Here is a 25301-nt window from a genome sequence, read left to right on the forward strand (position 1 = left end):
TACCAAGCCCCCTCTAAGGAGCCCCGGTGATCCCGAACACAGCGCAACCGATCGACGGTTTTGTGCCCTTCCCGGCCGACCGCGCCGACGCCTACCGCGCGGCTGGTTATTGGGCGGGCCGACCCCTGGACTCCGTCCTGACCGAGGCGGCTGCGCGCTGGCCGAGCAAACTCGCGGTAGTCGAAGCCTCCGGCGAACAAGGGATGACGTTCGCCGAACTCGACGAGCGGGCTCACCGCGCCGCGGTGGGGCTGCGCGCTGTGGGCATCGCGCCGGGCGACCGGGTATTGCTGCAGCTGCCCAACGGCTCGCAGTTCGCGGTGGCGCTGTTCGGGCTGTTGCGGGCCGGGGCGACCCCGGTCATGTGTCTGCCGGGCCATCGCGCGGCGGAGTTGAGTCACTTCGCCTCGGTCAGCGAGGCCACCGGTTTACTGATCGCCGATACCGCCAACGGTTTCGACTACCGGGAGATGGCGCGCAAGCTTGTCCGGGCACACCCTCACCTGCGGCACGTCATCGTCGACGGTGATCCCCAGTCGTTCGTGTCGTGGACGCAGCTGTGCGAGTCGGCCACCCGCGCCGAGGCCCTGCCGCCGGCGGACACGGAATCGCCTGCGCTGCTGCTGGTTTCCGGCGGCACCACCGGCCTGCCCAAGCTGATCCCCCGCACGCACGACGACTACGTGTTCAACGCGTCCGCCAGCGCTGAGCTGTGCGGCCTGCGCTCCGACGACATCTATCTGGTGCTGTTGTCGGCGGGCCACAACTTCCCGCTGGCCTGTCCGGGCCTGCTCGGCGCGATGACGGTCGGCGCTTGCACGGTGTTCGGCACCGATCCCAGCCCCGAAGCCGCCTTCGACACGATCGCGCGTCACGGCGTCACGGTCACCGCCCTGGTCCCCGCCTTGGCCAAGCTGTGGGCGCAAGCCTGCGACTGGGAGCCGGTGACACCAAAGACATTGCGGCTCTTGCAGGTCGGCGGAGCGCGGCTGGAACCCGACGACGCCCGCCGGATCCGCGAGACGCTGACTCCCGGGCTGCAACAGGTGTTCGGGATGGCCGAGGGGCTGCTGAACTACACCCGCCTCGAGGACCCGGCGGACGTGGTTGACAACACTGTCGGCCGCCCACTGTGCGTGGCCGACGAACTTCGGATCGTGGACGGCGCGGGTGAGCCGGTGGCGCCGGGCGAAGAGGGTGAGCTGCTGGTGCGCGGCCCTTACACCCTTAACGGCTACTTCCGCGCCGAGCGCGACAATCAACGCAGCTTCGACCCCAACGGCTTCTATCGCAGCGGCGACCTGGTCCGTCGGCGACAAGACGGCTACCTGGTGGTGACCGGCCGGGTTAAGGACGTCATCACCCGCGCGGGTGAAACGATCGCCGCCGGGGACCTCGAAGAGCAGATGCTAAGTCACCCGACGATCTTCTCGGCCGCCGCGGTGCCGCTGCCGGATCCCTATCTCGGTGAAAAGATCTGCGCCGCAGTTGTTTTCACCGGTGAGCCGATCGGCCTGGCCGAGCTGAACGCATATCTCGATCAGCGTGGGGTCGCCGCGCACTCGCGGCCCGACATGTTGGTTGCGATGCCGGCGCTGCCCACCACACCGATCGGGAAGATCGACAAGAAGGCGATCGTCCGTCAGGTCGGCGCCGCGTAGTCGAGCTCTGGGGACATCGAGTGCACACTCGGCGCCATCAGTGCACACTCAACGACGGCGGAGCGCCCCGGGCGGCTAGTAGTTCAGGCCGGAGAACATGACCCGGCCGGGGTCGACCTTCTGTCGTACCGCCGACAACCGGGAGAGATTCTGGCCGAAGTAGCGCGCGGGCGGCTGGTTCGGCTCGATGTAATTCACATAGCCGCCAGCCGAATACGCTTGCACCGCTTGGTGAGCCGTGCTGAGCCAATTGGCCGCCGCCGCCGGGTCACCGGTCTCGACATACCACTGCACCAGCGCGGCCTGGCGGCGCCAGGGAAACGCGGTGGCTCCCGGCGCCACGGTGGCCAACGCTCCGTCGAGGGCGTGCATGATGGCCAGCATCCGGCCCGCGCCGCGCGGAAATGCGTTGACCGCGGCGGCGATTCCCTGCGCGGCGGCCGGGGTGAGACTCGGAAAGACGTCCGATCCGCCGACATACCCGAGCGGGGCCGGGTTGAGGTTGTTGACGGCCAGATACCTCACCAAATCCATGCGGTTGAACGTGTGGTTGTCGGTCCCGCTCGGTTGCAACCCGACGGCCGCGACGATCGCCTTCGCCACGCTGGGGCCCGACCCAGCCGGGCAGGTGGCGAGAATGCGACACTGCGTGCCCATCCCGTCGGTGGTGCTGTCCGCCAATGCCCAGCTGTTGGGGTCGGCGGTACGCAGCCAGTTGGCCCAACCGACGAGAACCTGCGCGAACGACTGCGCCGGGAAGTTGAGGTTCACGGCGTCGACGTCGTGGGTGGCGAACGTGTTGAAGGTCATTGAGGTGGTCACCCCGAAGTTGCCGCCACCGCCGCCGCGCAGCGCCCAGAACAGGTCGGGATTGCTGTTGGCGGACGCGGTAACCGCCTGGCCGCCGGGCACCACCACCGTGGCCGACGTCAACTGGTCACAGAGCAGGCCGGCATGCCGGGAATCGGCGCCCATCCCGCCGCCCAGGGCGTGTCCGGCCGCACCGACCGATGGGCAGGTACCCGTGGGCAGGCCGCGGCCGGCGCCTGCGAGCGTCTCGTGCATCGCGTACAGACTCGTCGCCGGCGTCACCGTGATCTGGCCGGTGGCGGCGTCGTAGTTGATTCCGCCGGGTAGCTGGCGCAGGTCAAACACCATGGCGCCGTTCGCCGTCGACGCGCCGATGTAGGAGTGCCCACCACTGCGCGGAGCGACCTTGAGGTGGTTGGCGGTCGCGAAGGCCATCGCCTTCTGCACATCCGCCGCCGATGTGGGGGTGACGATCGCCGCCGGAGTGAAGCCGTTGTAGTTGGTGTTGAACACCTGCTTGGCCGCCCCGAATTGCGGGCTGTCCGGGAGCAGCACTTTCCCGCCGAGAGCGGTCGAAAGTCCGTCCCAGCCAGTGGCATTCGGCGCGGCGGCAGCGGGGGCCGAGCCGAGCCGGCCGGTGCCGAAAACAGCACCGGCCGCTAACGCTCCGGCCGCACCACGCAGAAACGTCTGCCGCGAGATCTCACGCGCCATCGTCGGACTTCCGCGATTGCGTCATGTCCCGAATTGTTCAACCGCGGGATCGGCGGCAGCGCCCGACGTGCGCAGGCATAACCGAAACGAGCCCGAACCGTTACCGTCGCCTGACCCAACGCTGGCAGCGATTCCCACAGCACCGGACCCAGGCCTAAGCTAGTGATCGCTCGCGTCCACAACACCGCGGAGCAAAGGAGCGACAGCATGGCGCAGGGTTTGTATGGACTGATGACCGTCCTCACCTTGGCGCTGGCGCTGGTGTTCGCCGCCGTTGCTGCCGTCCACGTGAAACGCCTGGGAGACCGGCCTGCCACTCCGATCAGCAACGAGATTGGAATCGCCAAAGCGATTACCAAAAAGGTGCGTAAACGCGAACCGATGTCGGAGGACGAGCTGAATTATGCGAAGCAAATCGTTGCCGACCGTAGTTCCCTGATGACGTTCTGCATCCCCGGCGCTTTATTCATGGTGGGATGCTTTTACGTGTTTGGCAGCCTTTACCACTTGCACGGAGCGACGCCCTCCGAACGGACCTTCCTCGGGGTGTTCCCGATGCTGGCCTCCATCAATTTCACGACGCAGATTCTCCGCCACGTGCGGCTGAAACGGCGCCTCCGGGAATTGTCCTGAGCAACGGTATGTGCGTCGCCGACACGTGATTAACGCGCCTTTTCACGCCGTCGGCAGCGCCATCAGCAAAACGGATTGTCGCGTCAATTGGTGATGCCGTCGGCCTGACCAAGCGCGCCCGTCTTGCCGTGAGCTCCGGCGGGTGGCAACGTCCGTGGTCATCGTGTTCTCGTTTTGGCGCAAAGCCGCTACTCTTGACGATCAGTCCATGGAATTGGGCACATGACCGTCTACTATCTGGGCGGCGCGAGGGCGGAGTCGGATGCGAGCGCAAGGTCTGAACCCGAGATCGAGAAGGTGATCGAATGAGCCCTCGTTCGGTCGGCAGAACTGTGTTGGCGCGAGTCTGGATGCCGTTGGTAGCCGTCGTAGCGGTCGCCGTGGGGGCTGTCTGCATGTGGAAGGTGCACGAGTCCTCCAATCCCGAACCCGTCATCACCGTCAATCAGCCGGCAGCACCGCCGGAGTTCAGCATCAAGCGGCTCACCTACGAGTTGTTCGGATCCGTCGGGCAAGGCGGGATGCTCGTTTGGGTCGACGTCAGCGGGCATCCGCATCGGGTTGATCTGACGACCTTGCCGTGGTCGCACACGGAGGCGACCACACTCACGGTGGTGTCGGGCAGCATCTCGGCGCAGGTTCAAGGTGGTCAAGTCGGCTGCCGGCTGCGGGTGAATGGCGTAATCCGTGCTGAACAGTCCGATATCAATCAGGATGCACACGTCTTTTGCCTGGCGAAATCCGCGTGAGCGAGCACCAGGCAGAGCCTCGGGTAAAACGACCCTTGGTGCCAAGAATGGTTCGCGCTCTGGCGATACCGATCATCGCCTTTTGGGCCCTCCTCGCGGTGTCGACGAATACCTTCATGCCCCAGGTAGAGCGGGTCGCAGAAGAACTGGCGGGGCCGGTCGTCCCGCACTACGCGCCGTCGCAACGGGCGTTGCTGTCCATCGGTGCGAAGTTCCGCGAGTCCAACTCGACCAGCTTGGCCATGATCGTGCTGGAAGCCAACCGGCCGTTGGGCGACGCGGATCACCACTACTACGACGATTTGATGCGGCGGTTCAAGCAAGACCCCAAGCACGTGCAGTACGCGATGGATCTGTGGGGCAAGCCAATCACCGCGGCGGGGGCGCAGAGCCTCGACGGCAAGTGCTCATACGTACTGTTGCGTCTCGCCGGCGATATCGGCCAGATGCAAGCCAACGAATCCGTTGCCGCCGTTCGAGATATCGTCGCGAAGGACACGCCGCCGCCCGGGCTCAAGGTCTACGTCAGCGGCGCGGCGCCACTCGCCTCCGACACGGTGGCTATTGCGAATTCAAGCTTGAACGACATCACGATCGTGACGATCTTCCTCATCATCGGAATGCTGCTGCTGGTGTACCGCTCCATCGTCACCCTGTTCGTGCCGTTGGCCGGAGTGCTGTTCGAGATGCTGATCGCGAAGGGGGTTATCTCAACTCTGGGGCACCTCGGGTACATCGAACTCTCGTCGTTCGCCGTGAACATCGTCGTTGCGCTCACCCTGGGAGCGGGGACCGATTACGGCATCTTCCTGATCGGCCGCTATCACGAGGCGCGGCACGACGGCGAAGGCCGGGAGGAGGCGTTTTACACCGCATACAAGAGCGTCACGCCCGTCATCCTTGGCTCGGGGCTGACGATCGCGGGGGCGTGTTACTGCCTGACGTTCGCGCGACTCAACTACTTCCACACCATGGGGCCGGCTGTTGCGATCAGCATGCTGTTCACTATCGCGGCGGCGCTGACGCTCGGCCCGGCCTTCTTGACCGTGGGCAGCCTTTTCGGGCTTTTCGACCCGAAAAGCAAGGCCAAAGCGCACCTGTATCGGCGGATCGGGACAAGCGTGGTCCGGTGGCCGGTGCCGGTCCTGTTCGCCAGTACCGCTGCCGTGCTGCTCGGAGCGATCTTCGTGCCGACGTACCGGCAGAACTACGACGACCGTCAGTACCAGCCGCACAACGCGCCCGCCAATCTGGGTTTCCAGGCGGCCGATTGGCACTTCCCGAAGAGCAAGCTGTTCTCCGAGATGCTGATGATCGAAACGGATCACGACATGCGGAACTCGGGTGACTTCATCTCATTGGACCGCGCGGCCAAGGCCCTCGAACGCCTTCCCGGTGTTGCGATGGTGCAAAGCATCACCAGACCCATGGGCCGAGCTTTGGAACACGCCACCATTCCCTACTTGTTCACCACACAAGGCAGCGGGAGTGGCCAACAGCTCCCGTTCAACCAGCAGCAAAACGCCAATACAGACCAGCAGGCGCAGATCACGCAGCACACGGTCGCGGTGTTGCGCAAGGAAATCGGCTTCTTCCAGACGATGTCGGATGAGATGCACAAAACGGTGCTCACGATGGAGGACATGCAGCAGGTCACCGACGAGTTGCGGTCGAACCTCGCCAACCTCGAAGATTTCTTCCGGCCGATGCGCAGCTATTTCTATTGGGAGAGGCACTGTTTCGACATTCCGGTCTGCTACGCATTCAGGTCGCTGTTCGAGTCGATCGACGGCCTGGACAAGATGGCCGACGACTCGGAGGCTTTGGCCTCGTTGTTGGTCAGCACCTACGGCCAGTCGTCGCTACAGTCCACCCAGACCTCGCAGACCTTCGACGACCAGATCAACGTGGGGCTCGACTTCGACCAATCCCGCAGCGACGACTTCTTTTACATCCCGCACGAGGGTTTCGACAACGAGGACGTCAAGACCGGTATGCAACTGCTGATGTCGCCGGACGGCCAGGCCGCCCGGATCATCGTCACCCACGAGGGGGACGCCAATGGCCCCGAAGGCGTACAGCATGTGCAACAGTTCCCCAACGCAATAACCGTGGCGCTCAAAGAGACTTCGCTGGCCGGCTCGAAAGTTTATATCGGCGGTTCCGGAGCAACCAACAAGGACATCAAGCAATACGCCGCGTCCGATCTGCTGATCGTGGCGATCGCCGCCTTCGTGCTGATCTTCTTGATCATGTTGTTCCTCACCCGAAGCCTGATGGCCGCCTTGGTCATTCCCAGCACGGTGGCCTTCTCCTACGCCGGAGCGTTCGGGCTCTCAATACTGGTCTGGCAGCACCTGATTGGCTTGCCCCTGCATTGGTTGATATTGCCACTCACGTTCATCATCTTGGTGGCGGTGGGATCGGACTACAACCTACTGCTGATCCTTCGTGTCAAAGAGGAGCTGCACGCCGGAATCCACACCGGTCTCATCCGCGCGCTGGGCAGCACCGGTGGCGTGGTGACGTCTGCGGGGTTGGTGTTCGCGTTCACGATGCTGGCAATGCTGACAAGCGATCTGCGAACAATCGGTCAGGTGGGTTCCACCGTCTGTATTGGTCTGCTGCTCGACACTTTGATCGTGCGGTCGTTCGTCGTGCCGTGCATTCTGCGAATCCTCGGGCCGTGGTTCTGGTGGCCGACGCTGGTGCGTAGTCGCCCACTGCCGCAGCACTAGGCATCGTCAAAGCCTGTTGTCCGGGCTGATCAGTTCCCAGTCCTTGATGGAGGCCACGGGGCCGAACAGGTCGGCGGGCAGATCTCCGGCAAGCTTTTGTCCGGTACGCACCAGGTGCGGCCAATTACGGTTAGCCAGAGCAGGTTTAGCCAGGGCGACCACGTCAGCAGATCCGGATCCGATGATGGCAGCGGCGTCGCGGGGATCGTCGAGATGCCCGTTGGCAATGACGGTCAGGCCGCTGTGTTGTTTGGCGAGTTCGGCCAAGGTTTCCGGCCTGCTATCGAACGCCGGTGCCAGAGCCCGATATTCGGTGGTGTGGATGTAGTCGATGCCGGTGTCTGCCAACGCGGAGAAAATGACGGCAGCATCGTCTTGCGCACCAGCCCAGCGGTGGCGATTGTCGGACACTTTGCCTTGGGAGATGCGGATTCCGGTGGTGATCTCCGAGCCCACTGCAGCCGCGACGTCGCGGCTGATCTCGGCGGCCAGTCGAACGCGGTTCGCGACACTGCCGCCGTATTGGTCGGTGCGGACATTCAGGTAGTCGGTGAGGAACTCGTCGATTAAATATCCATTGGCGCCATGGATCTCGACACCGTCGAAGCCGGCATCTCGGGCCAGCGTCGCGGCGGTCACGAACGCCCGGCGCACCTCGTGGATTTGCTCAAGGGTCATTTCTTCAGGGATCAGGTAGGGCCCTGACCCGCGGTACATCGCCAGCTGTTCGCGCCTGGGACGTACCGCAGACGGGGCCAGAGTCGTGGCGGTGTGGGGATTGCCCTGCGATTGACTGCCGGCGTGCATCAACTGGGCGAAGATCTTGGCGCCTGCCCCGTGGACGCGCTCAACCACCGGTTGCCATGCTTGCGCGTGAGCAGCCGTGGCAATGCCAGGCTGGAAGAAGTAGCCCTGGCTGGCCTGCTCGTCGAGGTAGAGACCTTCGGTGAGTAGAAGCCCGAAGCCGCCGTCGGCGTAGACACCGTAATAAGACTCATTCCGTTCGGTGACCAGACCCTCGGTGGTGGCGCTTATCCGGGTCATCGGAGCAACGGCGACACGGTTCTTCAAATCAACTCGCCCGACCACCGCGGGCGTGAACAGCGGCTCATACGATTCCTGAGCTCGCATCGTCATTTGACGGCCTTCTTCCTTCATGCTGGCGCCAACCCAGAACATTTCGGGCATCGACAATGTTCCCGGCCGGCAATTGCACAGGTCGGGGCCCCTGAGCCGCATTGTCTGAAAAGCCCCGGCGTGTTTGCTAGCGATACGTAACATACGACCAAGGTTCGGTCGGCCGCATCGGTTGTGTGCTGCCACCGAGGGCGGGGGGCGTCGGTAAATGCATTGGGTCAGCGTGTGGTGGCGTCAACCCGACCACTACGACTGGTTGTCGGAATACCTCGCTGCGCGTCGATTGAAGCCCCCGGACGGCAGATCATCGAATGCCTGGTAGAGGCCGCCGACGCCGCGATGTACGAGGCGAAACGGGCCGGCGGAAATCAGGTCGGACGCCGGCATTCCGCTATCGCCTCCCAGTAGCTGACAACGTTAGTTTTTAATCGGTTGCTGAGCCCATGCACGGTGCGAGGCGCTCTAGCCTGACGAGGATGCAAGAGTTTGACCCCGAACGATTCCGCACGGATACGGCCGCGCTGAATACTTTCAACGAGCAGATCATTCGCGAGTTTCGGGAAAACGACGGCAAAGTCGGTGGCGTCTTCGAAAACATCGGCATGTTGTTGCTGACCACGACCGGCGCCAAGTCTGGTCTGTCGCGCCTAACGGTTCTGGCGTACTTCACCATCGATGGCTCCATGGTGGTCATCGGTTCTCGTGGGGGCGCACCGAAGGATCCGGCATGGGTGCACAACTTGCGCGCCACTGCGCAAGTTCGCCTGGAGGTGGGTACCGAAATGTTCGAGGCCACCGCTCGCGAAGCCCTGGGCGCAGAGCACAATTCGCTGTTCGACGCGGTGGTGTCCGTCTCCCCGAATTTCGGGGTGTACCAGACCAAGACCACGCGCACCATCCCGGTGTTCACGCTGCAGCGTCGGAATTGACTTCGGGCGGCCATGTCAGTCGACAACACTTCACGCCCCGCGCTTAAACCGAGCTCCGACAGCGATGCTCCGGTGCTTTCGGTAGAACAACTCGGGCACATTCGGCATTTCGACAACCTTTCGCGGCAACTGCCCAACGACTGGTCTTTGATGTTGGGCAAAGGACTTGGTCAGTTCGATTTCGGTGGCCTGCGGTTCCAATTGGCTTACATGGCGTACGCGTTGGCGTTGACTCATATGCACCGACTGCCAAACGCGCCGGGAGCATTCAAGCCGATCTTTGAACGCCTCATTGAAAAGATCACCCTGCCTGAAGTGTGGTTGTATTGGCGTGATGTCAGCCGCGGCGGTGCCGTGTTCAACGCCCACCTGTCCGAGAGTTACCACGAGGAGTGGGATCCGGTCGCCCGTGACAACATCATGTACAGCGCCTATGTCCAATCAATGACATTGATGTACAACTACCTGTTCGGCGATGCCCGTTATGCGGAGCCCGATGCCATCACGTTCGAGCATTGGACCTACTTCTGGGGTGGAGAGGCCAAACGTTTTACCTATGACCAGAACTCACTCAACGAGCACATCTATTGGCAGATGGTCCAGAGCGGTTATCTCGGCGTCGCCTGCGAGCCGAATTGCGCCTTTCAAATATGCAACCAGCCGGCGATCCTTGGCTTTCGCTTGCACGATCTGGTGACCGGCGAAAACGTGGCGGCAGAGGTAACGCGCAGCTACGAGCGGGCGTGGTCGACGTTCGGCCGACTCGACTCCACGGGGCACTACAACATGTACCTCGCCCAAGACTCCCGCACCACGGTCCCCAACAGGCCGATGTCGGCATGGGTCGACGCATGGTGCGGGATGCTGATGAACATGTGGAACCGAGACTTCGTGCGCGCCAACTATCCCCGTCAAGTCAAGGACTTGCTGGTTGACGGGCCCGACCAGACGAAGTTCGTGCACCCCGAGCCAAAAGTCGAGGTTATGGGGCAACAACTGATCACCGATTCGTGCAATTTCGGCTGGGTCGCGACGTGGGCATCCGAGATGGGTGATGCTGCGACGTTAGACGGGCTGCTTTCGCACGCCGACCGATACATGTCTCCCACTTGGCGCGACGGCGGCTTGTACTACCCGAGAAACGACGCCGACTGCGACGCGCACGGCAACCGCACCCTGATGGAGCCACTCACCGGCAACGTCCTACTCGGATACGCACGACTCAATGTGCCGGACGGCATCTGGAAGTTATACAACCAGCCCTGGGGCACAGCGCATTTCGCCGAGCCCGCGCTGACCGTTGTCGCCGGGGACATCTCGGTAAGCCAGGCACGGTTCACGCCGGCTTCCGGGATACTGAAGTTCCGCATCCAACGACACGGCGAACGACGCGGTGATGGCTTTGTCGTCCTCGGTAACGTCGCGGACCAAGCCCCTTGGTCGCTGCGCGAAAACGGAGCCGACGTCACCGGCGGTGCGGCGGATATTCAAATCAGTAGAACCGCGGCGGGCATCCGAGTCGAGATACCCCCAGGCGCGCCAAGGGCTTTCGAGCTTCAGATACCGGCGACAAGTAGGTCCAACGATGAATGAGCCCTCCCCCACGCTTGCCGCGCCCCCGGTTCGCGGAACATTCGATCTCATCGACCACAACGGGCACGAAGTCAACGGACGGACCTACCGGGGTAAGTACGTCATCATCTTTTTCGGCTTCACTCACTGCAAAGCGATATGCCCGCGGGCTCTGTCCCGACTGTCGGTGGTGCTCCATCGCCTGGGTCCGCGTGCCGAGCGCATACAGCCGCTCTACGTCACGGTGGACCCGCGACGCGACACCCCTGCGGTGATGAAAGAGTTTCTCGCGTCGTCGTATCCGCGCTTCACCGGTCTCACCGGCTCGACGCAGCAGATCGAGTGGGCTAAGAGATCGTTTCGGGTATTTTCCACCGAGGTCTCCGACCAGGGGGAACCCGACGGGTACCGGATGCCGCATTCGGCGTTCACCTACGTCCTTGGACCCAATGGCTGCTACCTGACACACTTCACCGATGCGGTCGAGGAGGACGAGCTGACCACGGCCTTGTTGTCGATTGTTGAGTGAGCGCCGCGCATTGGGCTGACCCGCTGACCGCAGCGCTGCGCGTTTTCCTGAAGCTGCCATTGACGAATGTCACCATTTACGGTTGACTCCGTTGCATGGCGGACATTGTCGTCCCGGCCCGGGGGTCACTGCGGTCTCGCGGCGCGGCAGCGGTAAGCACCTACACATTGCGGCCGTTCAGCGGGCTGGTGCCGCCCGAGCGCGGGTGGGGAATTTGGCTGTCCCGCCGGATGATCTCGCGGGTCATGGCCACCTTCGGCCCGTCGCTGGCGGGCACCCGCGTCGAGCAGGTCGACACCAGGTTGCCCGACGGCCGCCGGGTCAAGGGCGAATGGGTGTACGGGCCACGCACTCCGACGAGCGAAGCTGCGCGCTCGTCGACAAACGCGGGTGCGATCTACTACGTGCACGGCAGCGGCTACGCCGTGTGTTCGCCAAAGACCCACCGGCGGTTGACATCCTGGCTGTCGTCGCTGACCGGATTGCCGGTCTTCAGCGTCGACTACCGGCTGGCGCCGCGCCATCGCTTCCCCACCGCTGCCGACGACGTCCGTGCGGGCTGGGACTGGCTGGTCGACACCTGCGGCGTGCCCGCGAAACAGATCGTGGTAGCCGGTGATTCGGCGGGCGGTCACCTGACGGTCGACATGCTGTTGCAGCCCGACGTCGCCGCGAACTCGCCGGCCGCGCTGGTGTTGTTCTCACCGCTGATCGATATGACCTTCGCGCTGTCACTCGCACGCGAGCGGATACGCCGCGATCCCGCCATCCGGGTGCGCGACGCGGCCCGCCTGGTCGCGCTCTATCACCCGGGCATCGATCTCACCCACCCCCGCCTGACGCTCGACGTCGCCGGCGGAGCGATGCTGCCCCCGACCCTGGTTCAGGCCGGTGGCGCCGAAATGCTGCAGGACGACGCGCGAGGGCTGGCCGCCGATATCTTGGCGGCCGGCGGGCGCTGCGAGCTGCAGGTGTGGCCGCACCAAGTCCATGTGTTCCAGGCACTTCCGCGAATGGCGCCGGAAGCCGCCAAGGCCATGGCCTATGTGGCACGGTTCATCGCCCACGCGCTGCAGGATGCGCATGCCCGCGCCGACGAGGTGGGCTGACCATGTTGGGTCCACTGGACAAGCTGCTCGGCAATTCGACAAGCACCAGCCGCGACGCGTTGGCGGTGGTGACCGGGGCCGGCAGCGGCATCGGCGCCGCGTTCGCCGTCGAGCTCGCGCGCCGCGGCGGAGCGGTGGTCTGCAGCGACATCGACGAAGTCGCCGCGCAGCAGACCGTCGACGCGATCGCCGAGCATGGCGCGAAAGCGGTGGCGATCGGATGCGACGTCTCGCGATTCGAGGACGTGAGCACGCTGGCCGACCAAGCGCAGTCCTTCTTCGGGGCCGCCCCAACCCTGGTCGTCAACAATGCCGGCGTCGGCGCCGGCGGTTCGGCGATCGGCGATGTGCCCCTGGATGATTGGGCATGGGCCCTGGGCATCAACTTGTGGGGACCGATACACGGCTGCCATGTGTTCACCCCGATCCTGCGCGAGGCAGGGCCATCGGTTGCCCCACGCGGCATCATCAACGTCGCCTCGGCCGCCGCGTTCGGCGCGGCACCCGGCATGGCCGCCTATAACGTCAGCAAGGCCGGTGTGCTTTCGCTTTCCGAAACGCTGGCCGCCGAATTGTCCGGCACCGCGGTCCGGGTCACCGTGCTGTGCCCAACGTTCGTCAAAACCAACATCGTCGAATCGGGACGGATCACCCAGGAATCCGGCGAGCTCGCCGCCAAGCTGATGCGCTGGACGGGCCTGTCGGCGCAGAAAGTGGCACGAACCTGTCTGGACGCACATGACCGCGGCGAGCTCTACTGCATGCCGCAACTCGATGCCAAGATCGGCTGGAACATCAAACGCATTGCCCCACAGTCATATACCCGCGCGGTCGGGTTGCTATCCCGCGCGAACATGCACTGATAAACCGGAGGGGAAGGAAACTGTTATGGCCATGGATATGGAAGCCATGCTCGCCAAAATCAAGGATCGGCAGTGGGCGCTCGCCGACATCGACTGGGACGCGCCGGGCACCGACACCATTCGGCCCGAGTTCCGGCCCAAGCTCAAGGCCTTCATGGCTGACCTGTGCTGGATCGAGAACATCGGAGCCCGGGGCTTCGCGGCGCTCGCCAAGAAGGCGCCCAACGCGACAATCGCGGAAATCTACCGGTATTTCCACGCCGAGGAGCAGCGTCACGCCAATGCGGAACTGGCGCTGATGAAGCGCTGGGGCATGCTCGAGGACGGCGAGATTCCCACGCCCAACGTCAACATCCGGTTGGCCATCGAGTGGCTGGACACGTTCGCCGACGACATGCCGCTGTCGGTGCTGGGCACCGTGATCCCGATGCTGGAGGTGGCGCTCGACGGTGCGTTGCTGAAATTCCTGCTGGAATCCGTGCAGGACCCGGTCTGCCACCAGGTTTTCGAGAAAATCAACAATGACGAATCACGGCATATCGCGGTTGATTTCGAGGTGCTCGAGATGATCGGCAACGCAAAGGCCCGCCGGCTGGCCATCGACTTCGTCGGCCGCTTCGCATCACCGGGGCTGATTCTCGGGATGGTCATGTACGTACCGCTGCTCAACCGCGTCCGCAACGAGATGGCCGGCATGGGCATGGATTCGGAGCGATTGTTCAACGCGGTCAACCGTTTCAAGCAACTCGGCGATCGGGGTGAACGTACCCGGCGGGTGCCTACCTACAAGTTGCTCAAGCGGCACGGCATGTGGGTGGTCAATCCGCGCCACCCCTATCAACTCCTGGCCAATTCGATGGTGTGGCTGTCGGATTTCTATCCCAAGCCGCTGCTGCGGCCGATGCCCAGCTGGTCGCGGGAACTCACCCACGAGCCGGCGGCCTGACCATGGCAAACGATCACACCTACGCGACGCTGATCATCGGTGCCGGCTTCACCGGACTCGGGACCGCAATCCGGTTGGCCGAGGCCGGTATTAGCGACATCGTCATCCTGGAGCGCGCCGACCGGGTGGGCGGAACCTGGCGCGACACCACCTATCCGGGGGCCAGCTGCGACGTCCCGTCGTTGCTCTACTCGTACTCGTTCGTGAAGAATCCGACGTGGTCGCGGACGTACTCACCCGCCCCGGAAATCTGTCGCCACCTCGAGGACGTGGCGACCAAATTCGACATCCGCCGCCACATCCGGTTCAAACACGAGGTCAGTGACTTGACCTTCGATGAGGCTGCCGGCGTGTGGACGGCCAAGACCAGGAACCGCAAGCGCTTTCGGGCTCGCACCGTCGTCTTGGCATCCGGCCCGCTGTCGGATGTCAGCTTCCCCAATATCCGCGGCCTGGACACCTACCGGGGCCACAAGATCCACAGTGCCCGCTGGGATCACGACTACGACTTCACCGACAAGCGCGTCGCCGTCATCGGTACCGGCGCCAGCGCCATCCAGATCATTCCCGAACTGGTCAAGCAGGCCGGGTTCGTCAAGGTGTTCCAGCGCACCCCCGGCTGGGTGCTGCCGCGCCTGGACGTGGCGACGCCGCCGGCGGTGCAAGCCTTGTTCGCCAAAGTTCCTGCCATCCAGCAACTTGCCCGCCAGGCGCTGTTCTGGGGCCATGAAGCCAGTGCCACCGCGCTAGTGTGGGACACCCCGCTCACCTCGCTGGTGGCGCGATTGGGCCAGGTCAATCTGCGCGCTCAGGTCAAAGACCCGTGGTTACGCCGGCAGCTGACGCCCGACTTCGCTCCCGGATGCAAGCGCATGCTGGTCTCCAGCGACTACTACCCCGCGCTGCAGCGCGACAACTGCAAGCTGGTCTGCTGGCCGATCGCGACGCTGAGCCCCGCAGGTATCCGCACCAGCGACGGCATCGAACACCACCTCGACTGCATCGTGTTCGCAACGGGCTACGACGTCCACCTCACCGGCCCGCCGTTCGCCGTCACCGGTCTGCACGGCCGATCGCTGGCCGACCAATGGGCCGCCGGCGCACAGGCTTACAAGAGCATCAATGCGCACGGCTATCCGAACCTGTTCTTCATGACCGGCCCCAATTCGGGGCCGGGTCACAACTCGCTGCTGGTCTACATCGAAGGCCAGCTCGATTACGCGGTGCGCGGCATCCGCACCATCCTCGACGACGACCTGCGCTATCTCGATGTGCGCGAAGATGTCCAACTGCGCCACAACGAGAACATCCAGCGCCGGCTCACCAAGACGACCTGGATGTCAGGTTGCCGCAGTTGGTATCTCACCAAGGACGGGTTCAATGGGTCCATGTACCCTGGCTTCGCGACGCAGTATCTTCGCCAGATGAGTGATTTCCGCTACGCGGACTACCAAGCGGTGGCACGCCGGGCCACGGCGCGCGTCACCTCCTCGGCCTGAGGCACAGATGGCGCAGAACCGACCGGAACCCGGCACCATCGCCAGCGTCCTGTACAACGTGCGGCGGGCACCCAAACGCGTTCGGCGCCAATCGCGAGACTTTATCGAGAACGCGGTTTCACAGCTTTTCGACGCGGCCGCACGCCAGCCGCACGGCGTCGCGGCGTCCGGGGAATACCGGATCGACGACCTGGCCCGGCTGGCCGGCACCACCACCCGCAACATCCGGGTCTATCGCGACCGCGGACTGCTGCCCGGACCACTGCGGGTCGGCCGCATCGCGCTGTTCAACGACACGCATCTGACCCGGCTGCGACTGATCACCTCGATGCTCGAACGCGGCTACAACATCTCGCACGTGCGGGAGATGCTCAGCGCGTGGGAGGAAGGCAAGAACCTCGGCGACGTGTTGGGCCTGGAGACGGCCATCGTGGGTAGCTGGACCACTGAGAAGCCGGAAACCATGGCACTCGCCGACGCCGAGGCGCTCGTCGACGACCCGACCGCATTCAAGCGGCTGGTCGCGCTGCAGGTTATCCGGGTAGACGGCGAGCGTGCCACCGTGACCCGACCCAAACTGATCGAAGCTTTCAACGAAATTCGGGGCTACGGCGTCGAATTGGAGAAGCTCGTCGACCTGCACGAGCAGATCGTGCCCGAGATCGACAAGATCAGCGACTTGCTGGTGCGTGCCGGCGCCGAACACGTCATCGACAAGATCAAACCGGGCCAGGCGCTGCCCGCGGATGCCGAGATCGCCGAACTGATCACGATGCTGGTCCGGTTCCGCACTCAGGCGGTGGCGACCGTCACGGCAACGCTTGCGTCCTCGATCGAGTCGAACATCGAGTCATTGGCCAGCCGAATCCTCGCCGACTATCTCGAACGCTCACCCGAAGCCGGGACCGATCCGGTTCCCGACGAATTGTCGGCACGCCGACAGAAGGCTAACTGAGAACTACTGGCGCGCAATCAGATACGGCGCCAGGGTGGACAGCTTCTCGCAGGTTTCCTCGAATTCGCGCTCGGCAAGCGACTCTTCGATGATTCCCGCACCGGCCCGCAGCCAAGTCGTGCCGTCGTATTCGTAAGCCGCCCGCAGCGTCAACGCGGCATCCAGTGCACCATCAGCTGAAACGGTCACCACCGCACCGGAATACAGCCCGCGCGGCCCTTCGTCGAGACGCAGGATCGCCTCGACACCGGCACCCTTCGGGATGCCCGACGCGGTAACCGCCGGGAAAAGAGCTTCCAAAGCGTCCATCCGGTCGCTGGACGGATCCAGCCGCCCGCTGACCGTAGAGCCCAGGTGTTGCACACTCCCCCGTTCCCGCACGGTCATGAAATCGGTCACCACCGCCGTTCCGGGTTCGGCGATCTCGCTCATCTCCTGCAGCGAGCTGCGCACCGAAATAGCATGCTCGACAATCTCTTTCGAATTCGATTCCAGGTCGTCACGAGCTTCGCGGTCGTGGACAGGGCCGCGACCGAGCGCGCGGGTCCCGGCCAGCGGCTCGGTGATCACTTCGCCGTCCCGACGAACAGCCGTGACGAGTTCGGGGCTGTAGCCCAGCGCACGGATTCCACCCAGCTGCAGCAAGAACGACCTCACTGGTGTGTTGTGCCGACGGCCCAGTCGATAGGTCGACGGGAAGTCCAGTGCGAAAGGCACTTCCACCGAACGGGAAAGGATCACCTTGTTGTATTTGCCGGCGACGATCTCGCTCACGGCCGTGGTCACGCGATCGCGGTAGTTCGACCCGTCGGCGGTGATGTCGATCTCGCGGGTTTCGCGCGGGTTAGGCACGCCCTCACGCAGTATTTGGAGCACCGCGTCGCGGTGGTTCTCCGCCGCATCGGTAAGGGATACTCCGTCCTGGCTCACCACGATGCGGGAACTGGGCCAGAACAATCGCGCCAGCGGCGTACCGGGTGGCAACCGCTGCTGTAGTCCATAGCGGTAGACACCGAATTCGAATGCGATCCAGCCGAAAAGCTGATCGGTTTCCAGCAACAGACAATCAATGGCTTCGCCCAAGACCGATCCTGGTCGCCCGGACCACTGTTGGTGCTGCGTCACGCCGTCACGGATGACCCGCAGCTCGTCGCTGTCCAGCTCGATCATCGCGTAGACGCCGCTGGCCAACACCCATTGACCGGAGTTCTCGTAGAGCAAGTACTCCTCGCCGAGTCGCTCGGGCAGGACCGTGGCGAGCTGAGCTGCCAGGTCGGCCGGGTCGATATGCGCGGGAAGGGGAATCGGCACCGACGTGATGCCAATGGGTGTTGTCTCGACGCTGGCCTCGGTCACAGCTAGTAAATGTAGCCTAACCTATGAAACTCCCCAAGCAGAGGTTGTGTGTGCTCGGTCTCCTTAGCTGCGCGCTCGGTAAGCATCGCGTGGAGTTAAAGCATCGGCCGTTGTCACGGCACCCCCGTCGGGGCGTTGCGGTGGTAGCCGACGGCTGTCTCCCCTGACACCGTTTCCTCAGCTAGAGACTAGAAAACAAGAGGTTGTGCGGCAGAAATGAGCGCGCTGGGCGCGGCGCCGCGTCGGCCAAACGTTTCCAGATCGTTTACCTACTGGTCCCTGCACGACGGGCTACCATAACCTGAGTTCTCCCCACAAAGCTGGTTTGCGCAGCGACTCGCCAAGCTCAGCGAGGGCACAACGAACTTCCGTCACGTACTCCGGCGCATTGGGGCTGCGGGGATCGCACCAGACGCCGCATAGGACTTATGACAGAAAGGCGTAGCCAGACTTTAATCCGACCGGGTTACCAATTGCCCAGCTAACGCCCGATCGCCAGCTATCCCTCCACGGATCGAGAGGAACAATATGTTCGTGATCAGGCTCGCGAACGGCGAGGAAGTCCAGGCGTCCGACGGCGACGAGCTCGAAATTAACCAAGAGACAGGCGTCCTGACAGTTTCCCGGGTCGATGGATTCGAAGAGATTACGACGCATTACTCGCCGTCGGCGTGGCTGTCAGTGACGCACCGCAAACGAGGCGCCGGGGTCCGGCCCTCGCTACTTTCCGGCGGAACGACGACGCGCTAATTCTGACAGCGAATGCACAGGCAACTCACACCAGATTCACGCTAATCTCAGCTTACCGGCTCCCACCAGCACCGCTGTGACCATGGGTTTTACCTTTCGCGGCCATTTCAGCGCGGCTTGGAGCGACATGCACATTTCGGGCCCAATTCGAGTGGCGGTTTCACAGCTACGGGGCTAAATTTTCCACGGTCGTCGGGATGTTCGTGGTCGCCGCCGCTTGCGGACAATGCTTCCCCCGGGCCACCGGACAGATGATGAGAGGCCCCATGCTGCAAGAGTTCTGGCAAAACTTCACGCATAACCTGTTCAAACCACTTCTGCTTTTCTTCTACTTCGGATTCCTCATTCCGATCTTGAAAGTCCGATTTGAGTTCCCCTATGTGATTTATCAAGGCCTCACCATGTACCTGCTGCTGGCTATCGGCTGGCACGGAGGTGAGGAACTCGCTGAGGTCAGTGCCTCCAGCGTCGGGGCGATCGTCGGATTCATGGTGTTGGGCTTCGTGCTCAACTTCGTGATCGGCGTTATCGCCTATTTCCTGCTCGGTTGGCTGACGAAATTGTGCAAAATCGACCGGGCAACCATTGCCGGCTATTACGGGTCGGACTCGGCCGGGACGTTTGCCACCTGCGTGGCTGTGCTGGCAGCGGTGAACATCTCCTTCAATGCCTACATGCCGGTGATGTTGGCCGTCATGGAGATTCCCGGTTGTCTGGTGGCGCTATACCTGGTGGCCGGGCTGCGGCACCGGGGAATGGACGCGGCAGGCAACATGGCCGACGAGCCGGACTACATAACGGTAAAGGTCGGGGTCGGGCCCGGCACCGCGGCACGGCCCGGACACGGCCAGAGCTTGGAGTCCGAACGTGCACTGGCGGTCGAGGAGGAACTCGAGCTTTCGCTGGAAAAGGGCGAGCGCACCGAGGAACTCGACGTGAGTCCGGCCGCGAAGACCGGCAAGAAGCCGTCCATCTTCTCCCGTGAGCTTTTCCAGGAGGTCTTTCTCAACCCCGGGCTGGTGCTGCTGATCGGCGGCATTGTGATCGGTCTCGTCAGTGGCCTGCAGGGTCAAAAGGTCGTGCAAGACGATGACAAGTTCTTCGTCTTGGCATTCCAGGGCGTGCTGTGTCTGTTCCTGCTCGAGATGGGCATGACGGCCTCCCGCAAGTTGAAAGACCTCAGAACGGCGGGACCCGGCTTCATTTTCTTTGCGCTGCTGGCTCCGAATGTCTTTGCGACGCTGGGGATCTTCGTCGCCTGCGGCTACGCCAGCCTGACAAACACCGGCTTCAAGACGGGCACCTATGTGCTGTTCGCGGTCTTGTGCGGTGCGGCGTCCTACATCGCGGTTCCCGCGGTCCAACGATTGGCGATCCCGGAAGCCAGCCCGACACTGCCGCTGGCCGCGTCACTGGGTCTGACATTCTCCTACAACGTCACCATCGGAATCCCGCTCTACATCGAGATTGCCCGCGTCATCGAACGATGGTTCGGCGTCTGAGCCGTCACTCCAAGATGGTCCGCACGACCGCGTCGGCCAGCAACCGGCCGCGCGGCGTGAGGACCAGCTTGTCGCCATCGGCCACCAGCAAGCCCTCAGCGACAACGGCTTTGGCGCGTTCGTGTTCGGCGGCGCTTAGCCCGTCAAGCGGGAGCCCTTGGCGCATCCTGGTTTTCAGTAACACGTCCTCGGTGTGCAACGCCTCGGCGTCGAGCTGCTCGAAACCCGCCACCGGCAACCTGGAATCTGTCAGCATCTCGGCATAGGCATTGGGATGCTTGACATTCCACCACCGCGTTGCGCCCACGTATCCGTGTGCACCCGGCCCGGCACCCCACCACTGACCGCCGTCCCAGTAGCCAAGGTTGTGCCGACACTCCCCGCCCGACCGCGACCAGTTGGACACCTCGTACCAGGTCAACCCGGCCGCGGACAGTGTCGCGTCGACCAATTCGTAACGGTGCGCCAGCACATCGTCGTCCGGGGCAGCCAGCTCACCGCTGCGGACCCGGCGGGCCAGGGCGGTGCCCGGCTCGACGAGCAGGGAGTACGCGGAGACGTGATCGACCCCGGTCTCGACGGCCACTTCGACTGAACGCAGCAGATCGTCGTCGGATTCGCCCGGGGTGCCATAGATCAGGTCCAGGTTGACGTGTTCGAAACCGGCGGCCATGGCCTCACGGGCGGCGGCGGCCGGGCGCCCGGGCGAGTGCACCCGGTCGAGGGTGCCCAGCACCCGCGGCGCCGCCGACTGCATGCCGAGTGACACCCGGGTGTAGCCGGCCGCCCGGATGACATCGAAGAACTCCGGCCAGGTCGACTCGGGATTCGCCTCGGTGGTGATCTCGGCGTTCGGCGCCAGCGTGAAGTGCTCGCGCACCATGTCCAGCAGGGTGGCCAGCCGCGCACCGCCCAGCAGCGACGGCGTCCCACCGCCGACGAACACCGTGTTCACCGTCGGTGCGTCCAGCCGTGCGGCGGCCAGCGCCAGCTCGGTGCGCAGCGCCAACAGCCAGGCGTCCGGGTTGACGCCACCCAACTCCGCCGGCGTGTAGGTGTTGAAATCGCAATATCCGCAACGAGTTATGCAGAACGGGACATGCACGTACACCCCGAACGAATGTCGGGGACTCCGCTGTAGCCCGGGTAGCTCAACCGGTGCCGTGCGAAGGGCCATGCCAAATGATTGCACGGTTGAACAGGTCGAGCCGACCGCTCGATCCAGCCGCCGGCGAGCAAATTCGCCCCGGCCCGGCGCGCAATTGTACGAGCCACACCGCGGCGATGCTCGGCGGACGAGATCGGCACTGCCGCGCGGGCGGTCGGCCGATTGGCCACGTCAAACGCTGGTAGCACCGGCCTCTCAGGGTTTTCTCGGGTTTGTCTATCCGATTACCCAGGATTATCGGGTAGTTTTGCTCATCGTGAGAAGAAATTCGACCTGGTGGCGCGGCACATCCCTTTCCGTGGCAGAATGGGCGCGTGACCGTCGCCCAGCCCAGCCTGCGCATTGCGTTGGTGGCGCGTCGGCATATCGACCTCAAGCGCGTCTGCAGCTGTAGCTGTCCGGCTTGATTCCGTAGACCCGCCCACCTGTACGTCCACCAGGCGCCGGATCTGCGCCCGCCGTAGATAGACCGGTGAGTCGCGCGTCCACGCTTGTACAGCCCGCGAAGGAGACCTTCGAAATGACCACAGCCCGTCCCGCCAAGGCCCCTCGAAGTGAGGGCCAGTGGGCGCTGGGAGATCGCGAGCCGCTGAACCCCAACGAGGAGTTCAAGCAGGCCGGCCGCCCGCTCGAGGTGCGTGACCGCATCTTGGACACCTATTCCAAAGAGGGCTTCGACAGCATCGAGAAGAACGATCTGCGCGGCCGGATGCGCTGGTGGGGCCTGTACACCCAGCGTGAGCAGGGATACGACGGCAGCTGGACCGGCGACGACAACATGGACAAGCTCGAAGCCAAGTACTTCATGATGCGGGTGCGCTGCGACGGCGGCGCACTGACGGCGACCGCGCTGCGCACGCTGGGCCAGATCTCGACCGAGTTCGCCCGCGACACCGCCGACATCTCCGACCGGGAGAACGTGCAATACCACTGGATACGGGTGGAAGACGTTCCCGAAATCTGGCGGCGGCTGGCCGAAGTCGGACTGCAGACCGCGGAGGCGTGCGGCGACTGCCCGCGCGTGATCCTGGGCTCTCCGCTGGCCGGCGAGTCGCTCGACGAGGTACTCGACCCGACCTGGGCGATCGACGAAATCGTGCGCAACTACATCGGCCAGCCCGAGTTCGCCGACCTGCCGCGCAAGTACAAGACCGCGATCTCCGGCCTGCAGGATGTGGTGCACGAGGTCAACGACATCGCGTTCATCGGCGTCAACCACCCCGAGCACGGACCCGGCCTGGACCTGTGGGTCGGCGGCGGGCTGTCCACCGTTCCGATGCTGGGCCAGCGGGTCGGCGCCTGGGTTCCTCTCGCAGAGGTACCCGAGGTGTGGCACGCAGTGACCTCGATCTTCCGCGACTACGGCTACCGCCGGTTACGGGCCAAGGCTCGGCTGAAGTTCCTGATCAAGGACTGGGGTATCGAGAAATTCCGGGAAGTTCTGGAAACCGAGTACCTCAAGCGTCCGCTGATCGACGGCCCGGCCCCGCAGCCGGTCCCGCACCCGATCGACCATGTCGGGGTACAACGACTCAAGAACGGGCTCAACGCCGTCGGTGTCGCCGCCGTCGCGGGCCGGGTGTCCGGCACCATCCTCACCGCGGTGGCCGACCTCGCCGAGCAGGCGGGCTCGGACCGGATCCGGTTCACGCCCTACCAGAAGATGGTCATCCTCGACATCCCCGACGACAAGCTCGACGACGTGATCGCCCGCCTCGATGCGCTTGGCCTGCAATCACAACCTTCGCACTGGCGCCGAAACCTGATGGCCTGCACCGGGATCGAGTTCTGCAAACTGTCCTTCGCCGAAACACGGGTCAGGGCACAGACTTTGGTGCCCGAGCTGGAAACTCGGCTGGAGGACATCAACTCGCGCCTGGACGTGCCGATCACCGTTAACATCAACGGCTGCCCGAACTCGTGCGCGCGAATTCAGGTCGCCGACATCGGCTTCAAGGGGCAGATGGTCGACGACGGCAACGGCAATTCGGTCGAGGGTTTCCAGGTACACCTGGGCGGCAGTCTTGGGCTGGACAGCGGCTTCGGCCGAAAACTGCGCCAGCACAAGGTCACCAGCGACGAGCTGGGCGACTATATCGACCGGGTGGCGCGCAATTTCCTCAAACACCGCGATAGCGGTGAGCGGTTCGCGCAGTGGGCAGTTCGCGCCGACGAAGCGGACCTCCGATGAGCAGCGAAACGGCGACCAAGCGCACCGAGGACGAACTGCGCGAGATAGCCACCCGCGGCGCGGCCGAACTCGAAGGCGCCAGCGCCGACGAGCTGTTGCGCTGGACCGAAGAACACTTCGGCGGGGTCAACGGGCCGCGCGGCTGGGCGACATGTAACTACGTCGTCGCCTCCAATATGCAGGACGCCGTGTTGGTGGACCTGGCGTCCAAGGTGTGCCCCGGCGTACCGGTGCTCTTCCTGGACACCGGCTATCACTTCGTCGAAACCATCGGCACCCGCGATGCGATCGAATCCGTCTACGACGTACGGGTTCTCAACGTCACGCCGGAAAGTACGGTCGCCGAGCAAGACAAACTGCTAGGCAAGGACCTGTTCGCCCGGGATGCGGGCGAATGCTGCCGGTTACGCAAGGTGCTGCCGCTGGGTAAGTCGCTCAGTGGTTACTCCGCCTGGGTGACCGGGCTACGCCGGGTCGAGGCACCGACCCGCGCCAACGCGCCGGTGATCAGTTTTGACGAGGCGTTCAAGCTGGTGAAGATCAACCCGCTGGCCGCGTGGAGCGACGAGACGCTGCAGAGCTACATCGATGAGCACGACGTCCTCGTCAATCCGCTTGTCTACGAAGGCTATCCGTCGATCGGCTGCGCTCCCTGCACGGCCAAGCCCGCAGAGGGCGCCGATCCGCGCAGCGGGCGTTGGCAGGGGCTCTCCAAGACCGAATGCGGGTTGCACGCGTCGTGACCACCCTCGTGCTGACCGCACACGGAAGTAAGGACGCACGGTCGGCGGCCAACGCACGCGCCGTCGCCGGCCAAGTGGCGCGCCTACGGCTGGATCTTGACGTGCGACTGGCATTCCTGGACCACGACTCGCCGAGCCTGACCGACGTGCTTACAGCACTGGACGGCCCGGCCGTCGTCACCCCGTTGTTGTTGGCGAACGCGTACCACGCCCGAGTCGACATCCCCGCGCAGATCGCCAGTTGCGTTACCGCCCAAGACGTGTGGCAAGCACCCGTGCTCGGCGAGGACGACCGGCTGGTGTCGGTGCTGCGCCGGCGCGTGATGGAGTTGGGCGTATCTCGCCTCGATGACAGCCTTGGTGTACTCGTCGTGGCGATCGGCACGTCCGACCTGGCGGTGAACGCGCGCACGGGCCGGGTCGCACCAAAGCTGTTGGCGGGCACCTCCTGGGCGGGGGCAACCACCGCGTTTGCCACCCAACAGCAACGTTCGCTGGCCGAAGGGCTGGGCAGGTTGCGCCGCCAGGGCGCGCATCGCGTGGTCATCGCACCGTGGTTCCTGGCGCAGGGACGCCTCCCCGACCAGGTGCAGGAATTTGCCGACAAGGCAGGCATCGAGATGGCGGCCCCGCTGGGTGCCCATCGTTTGGTGGCCGAGACGGTGCTGGATCGCTTCGCCGCGGCGGCCGCCGGTCAGGTCGCGGCCTAACAGGCCTAACAGGCCCAACGTCATGCGCTGCGGCACT

General features: G+C 63.9%; 22 protein-coding genes. 18 read left to right on the forward strand and 4 right to left on the reverse strand.

The window, feature by feature from the left end; genetic code table 11:
* Positions 1 to 26: 26 nt before the first annotated feature.
* Positions 27 to 1661, forward strand: coding sequence for a (2,3-dihydroxybenzoyl)adenylate synthase (locus DB708_RS21175; RefSeq protein WP_108925386.1), 1635 nt, complete (start codon positions 27 to 29; stop codon positions 1659 to 1661).
* Positions 1662 to 1736: 75 nt separating this feature from the next.
* Here DB708_RS21175 and DB708_RS21180 read toward each other — a convergent pair whose 3' ends face one another.
* Positions 1737 to 3185: an FAD-binding oxidoreductase gene (locus tag DB708_RS21180; RefSeq protein WP_108925388.1), complete on the reverse strand. Its 1449-nt coding sequence runs from the start codon at positions 3183 to 3185 to the stop codon at positions 1737 to 1739.
* Positions 3186 to 3392: 207 nt separating this feature from the next.
* Between DB708_RS21180 and DB708_RS21185 the strand changes: the two genes are divergently transcribed.
* The 3 genes from DB708_RS21185 to DB708_RS21195 all read left to right on the forward strand — a co-directional run bounded on the left by DB708_RS21185 (position 3393) and on the right by DB708_RS21195 (position 7305).
* Positions 3393 to 3818: a hypothetical protein gene (locus tag DB708_RS21185; RefSeq protein ID WP_108925509.1), complete on the forward strand. Its 426-nt coding sequence runs from the start codon at positions 3393 to 3395 to the stop codon at positions 3816 to 3818.
* A 305-nt stretch (positions 3819 to 4123) separates the two neighbouring features.
* Positions 4124 to 4567 carry an MmpS family transport accessory protein gene (locus DB708_RS21190; RefSeq protein WP_108925390.1) on the forward strand — a complete coding sequence of 148 codons (444 nt, stop codon included), beginning with the start codon at positions 4124 to 4126 and terminating at the stop codon, positions 4565 to 4567.
* A 47-nt stretch (positions 4568 to 4614) separates the two neighbouring features.
* On the forward strand, positions 4615 to 7305 hold the full coding sequence (locus DB708_RS21195; RefSeq protein WP_235616877.1) for an MMPL/RND family transporter: 2691 nt from the start codon (positions 4615 to 4617) through the stop codon (positions 7303 to 7305).
* 6 nt (positions 7306 to 7311) lie between these two features.
* On the opposite strand, the gene DB708_RS21200 is transcribed toward DB708_RS21195, so the two are convergent.
* Positions 7312 to 8442 (reverse strand): oxidoreductase, encoded by a 1131-nt coding sequence (locus DB708_RS21200; protein WP_235616878.1) that lies wholly within the window; start codon positions 8440 to 8442, stop codon positions 7312 to 7314.
* Positions 8443 to 8918: 476 nt separating this feature from the next.
* Here DB708_RS21200 and DB708_RS21210 point away from each other — a divergent pair, with 476 nt between their 5' ends.
* The 8 genes from DB708_RS21210 to DB708_RS21245 all read left to right on the forward strand — a co-directional run bounded on the left by DB708_RS21210 (position 8919) and on the right by DB708_RS21245 (position 16844).
* Positions 8919 to 9371: a nitroreductase family deazaflavin-dependent oxidoreductase gene (locus DB708_RS21210; RefSeq protein ID WP_108925394.1), complete on the forward strand. Its 453-nt coding sequence runs from the start codon at positions 8919 to 8921 to the stop codon at positions 9369 to 9371.
* Positions 9372 to 9443: 72 nt separating this feature from the next.
* On the forward strand, positions 9444 to 10964 hold the full coding sequence (locus DB708_RS21215; RefSeq protein ID WP_133251041.1) for a linalool dehydratase/isomerase domain-containing protein: 1521 nt from the start codon (positions 9444 to 9446) through the stop codon (positions 10962 to 10964).
* On the forward strand, positions 10957 to 11472 hold the full coding sequence (locus tag DB708_RS21220) for an SCO family protein (protein ID WP_108925398.1): 516 nt from the start codon (positions 10957 to 10959) through the stop codon (positions 11470 to 11472). Before DB708_RS21215 ends, DB708_RS21220 begins: the two co-directional genes overlap by 8 nt.
* A 95-nt stretch (positions 11473 to 11567) precedes the next feature.
* Positions 11568 to 12581, forward strand: coding sequence for an alpha/beta hydrolase (locus tag DB708_RS21225; RefSeq protein WP_108925399.1), 1014 nt, complete (start codon positions 11568 to 11570; stop codon positions 12579 to 12581).
* Positions 12582 to 12583: 2 nt separating this feature from the next.
* A complete protein-coding gene (locus DB708_RS21230; protein WP_108925401.1) occupies positions 12584 to 13444 on the forward strand; it encodes an SDR family NAD(P)-dependent oxidoreductase in 861 nt (286 codons plus the stop codon).
* Positions 13445 to 13469: 25 nt separating this feature from the next.
* Positions 13470 to 14390, forward strand: coding sequence for a reductase (locus DB708_RS21235; protein WP_108925403.1), 921 nt, complete (start codon positions 13470 to 13472; stop codon positions 14388 to 14390).
* Entirely contained in the window at positions 14387 to 15889 is a 1503-nt protein-coding gene (locus DB708_RS21240; protein ID WP_108925513.1) for a flavin-containing monooxygenase, read from the forward strand. Before DB708_RS21235 ends, DB708_RS21240 begins: the two co-directional genes overlap by 4 nt.
* A 7-nt stretch (positions 15890 to 15896) precedes the next feature.
* Positions 15897 to 16844, forward strand: coding sequence for a MerR family transcriptional regulator (locus tag DB708_RS21245; RefSeq protein WP_108925405.1), 948 nt, complete (start codon positions 15897 to 15899; stop codon positions 16842 to 16844).
* Positions 16845 to 16847: 3 nt separating this feature from the next.
* Here the strand turns inward: DB708_RS21245 and DB708_RS21250 are convergent, their stop codons facing one another.
* On the reverse strand, positions 16848 to 18200 hold the full coding sequence (locus tag DB708_RS21250; RefSeq protein WP_108925407.1) for a salicylate synthase: 1353 nt from the start codon (positions 18198 to 18200) through the stop codon (positions 16848 to 16850).
* A gap of 528 nt (positions 18201 to 18728) precedes the next feature.
* Between DB708_RS21250 and DB708_RS21255 the strand changes: the two genes are divergently transcribed.
* Both DB708_RS21255 and DB708_RS21260 read left to right on the forward strand, forming a co-directional pair.
* Positions 18729 to 18950 carry a hypothetical protein gene (locus DB708_RS21255; RefSeq protein ID WP_108925409.1) on the forward strand — a complete coding sequence of 74 codons (222 nt, stop codon included), beginning with the start codon at positions 18729 to 18731 and terminating at the stop codon, positions 18948 to 18950.
* A gap of 266 nt (positions 18951 to 19216) precedes the next feature.
* A complete protein-coding gene (locus tag DB708_RS21260) occupies positions 19217 to 20452 on the forward strand; it encodes a sodium-dependent bicarbonate transport family permease (protein ID WP_108925515.1) in 1236 nt (411 codons plus the stop codon).
* A gap of 4 nt (positions 20453 to 20456) precedes the next feature.
* Here DB708_RS21260 and hemW read toward each other — a convergent pair whose 3' ends face one another.
* A complete protein-coding gene (gene hemW / locus DB708_RS21265; protein WP_108925411.1) occupies positions 20457 to 21629 on the reverse strand; it encodes a radical SAM family heme chaperone HemW in 1173 nt (390 codons plus the stop codon).
* A gap of 341 nt (positions 21630 to 21970) precedes the next feature.
* Between hemW and DB708_RS28260 the strand changes: the two genes are divergently transcribed.
* The 4 genes from DB708_RS28260 (at position 21971) to DB708_RS21280 (ending at position 25264) form a co-directional block, all read left to right on the forward strand.
* A complete protein-coding gene (locus DB708_RS28260; RefSeq protein WP_368026538.1) occupies positions 21971 to 22027 on the forward strand; it encodes a hypothetical protein in 57 nt (18 codons plus the stop codon).
* Between the two features lie 113 nt (positions 22028 to 22140).
* Positions 22141 to 23811: a nitrite/sulfite reductase gene (locus DB708_RS21270; protein ID WP_108925413.1), complete on the forward strand. Its 1671-nt coding sequence runs from the start codon at positions 22141 to 22143 to the stop codon at positions 23809 to 23811.
* Positions 23808 to 24554: a phosphoadenylyl-sulfate reductase gene (locus DB708_RS21275; RefSeq protein ID WP_108925415.1), complete on the forward strand. Its 747-nt coding sequence runs from the start codon at positions 23808 to 23810 to the stop codon at positions 24552 to 24554. Before DB708_RS21270 ends, DB708_RS21275 begins: the two co-directional genes overlap by 4 nt.
* Positions 24533 to 25264: a sirohydrochlorin chelatase gene (locus DB708_RS21280; protein WP_108925417.1), complete on the forward strand. Its 732-nt coding sequence runs from the start codon at positions 24533 to 24535 to the stop codon at positions 25262 to 25264. Before DB708_RS21275 ends, DB708_RS21280 begins: the two co-directional genes overlap by 22 nt.
* Positions 25265 to 25301: the final 37 nt, after the last annotated feature.

The sequence above is a fragment of the Mycobacterium montefiorense genome, assembly GCF_003112775.1.
GTDB lineage: Bacteria > Actinomycetota > Actinomycetes > Mycobacteriales > Mycobacteriaceae > Mycobacterium > Mycobacterium montefiorense.

What these genes read in the sequence shown, in the direction of transcription:
- hemW (WP_108925411.1), bottom strand. Translation starts at nt 21,629, where the DNA reads ATGGCCCTTCGCACGGCACCGGTTGAGCTACCCGGGCTACAGCGGAGT.
- DB708_RS21255 (WP_108925409.1), top strand. Translation starts at nt 18,729, where the DNA reads ATGTTCGTGATCAGGCTCGCGAACGGCGAGGAAGTCCAGGCGTCCGAC.
- DB708_RS21220 (WP_108925398.1), top strand. Translation starts at nt 10,957, where the DNA reads ATGAATGAGCCCTCCCCCACGCTTGCCGCGCCCCCGGTTCGCGGAACA.
- DB708_RS21230 (WP_108925401.1), top strand. Translation starts at nt 12,584, where the DNA reads ATGTTGGGTCCACTGGACAAGCTGCTCGGCAATTCGACAAGCACCAGC.
- DB708_RS21185 (WP_108925509.1), top strand. Translation starts at nt 3,393, where the DNA reads ATGGCGCAGGGTTTGTATGGACTGATGACCGTCCTCACCTTGGCGCTG.
- DB708_RS21195 (WP_235616877.1), top strand. Translation starts at nt 4,615, where the DNA reads ATGGTTCGCGCTCTGGCGATACCGATCATCGCCTTTTGGGCCCTCCTC.
- DB708_RS21225 (WP_108925399.1), top strand. Translation starts at nt 11,568, where the DNA reads ATGGCGGACATTGTCGTCCCGGCCCGGGGGTCACTGCGGTCTCGCGGC.
- DB708_RS21235 (WP_108925403.1), top strand. Translation starts at nt 13,470, where the DNA reads ATGGCCATGGATATGGAAGCCATGCTCGCCAAAATCAAGGATCGGCAG.
- DB708_RS21180 (WP_108925388.1), bottom strand. Translation starts at nt 3,185, where the DNA reads ATGGCGCGTGAGATCTCGCGGCAGACGTTTCTGCGTGGTGCGGCCGGA.
- DB708_RS21200 (WP_235616878.1), bottom strand. Translation starts at nt 8,442, where the DNA reads ATGACGATGCGAGCTCAGGAATCGTATGAGCCGCTGTTCACGCCCGCG.
- DB708_RS21275 (WP_108925415.1), top strand. Translation starts at nt 23,808, where the DNA reads ATGAGCAGCGAAACGGCGACCAAGCGCACCGAGGACGAACTGCGCGAG.
- DB708_RS21280 (WP_108925417.1), top strand. Translation starts at nt 24,533, where the DNA reads ATGCGGGTTGCACGCGTCGTGACCACCCTCGTGCTGACCGCACACGGA.
- DB708_RS21190 (WP_108925390.1), top strand. Translation starts at nt 4,124, where the DNA reads ATGAGCCCTCGTTCGGTCGGCAGAACTGTGTTGGCGCGAGTCTGGATG.
- DB708_RS21260 (WP_108925515.1), top strand. Translation starts at nt 19,217, where the DNA reads ATGCTGCAAGAGTTCTGGCAAAACTTCACGCATAACCTGTTCAAACCA.
- DB708_RS21270 (WP_108925413.1), top strand. Translation starts at nt 22,141, where the DNA reads ATGACCACAGCCCGTCCCGCCAAGGCCCCTCGAAGTGAGGGCCAGTGG.
- DB708_RS21210 (WP_108925394.1), top strand. Translation starts at nt 8,919, where the DNA reads ATGCAAGAGTTTGACCCCGAACGATTCCGCACGGATACGGCCGCGCTG.
- DB708_RS21245 (WP_108925405.1), top strand. Translation starts at nt 15,897, where the DNA reads ATGGCGCAGAACCGACCGGAACCCGGCACCATCGCCAGCGTCCTGTAC.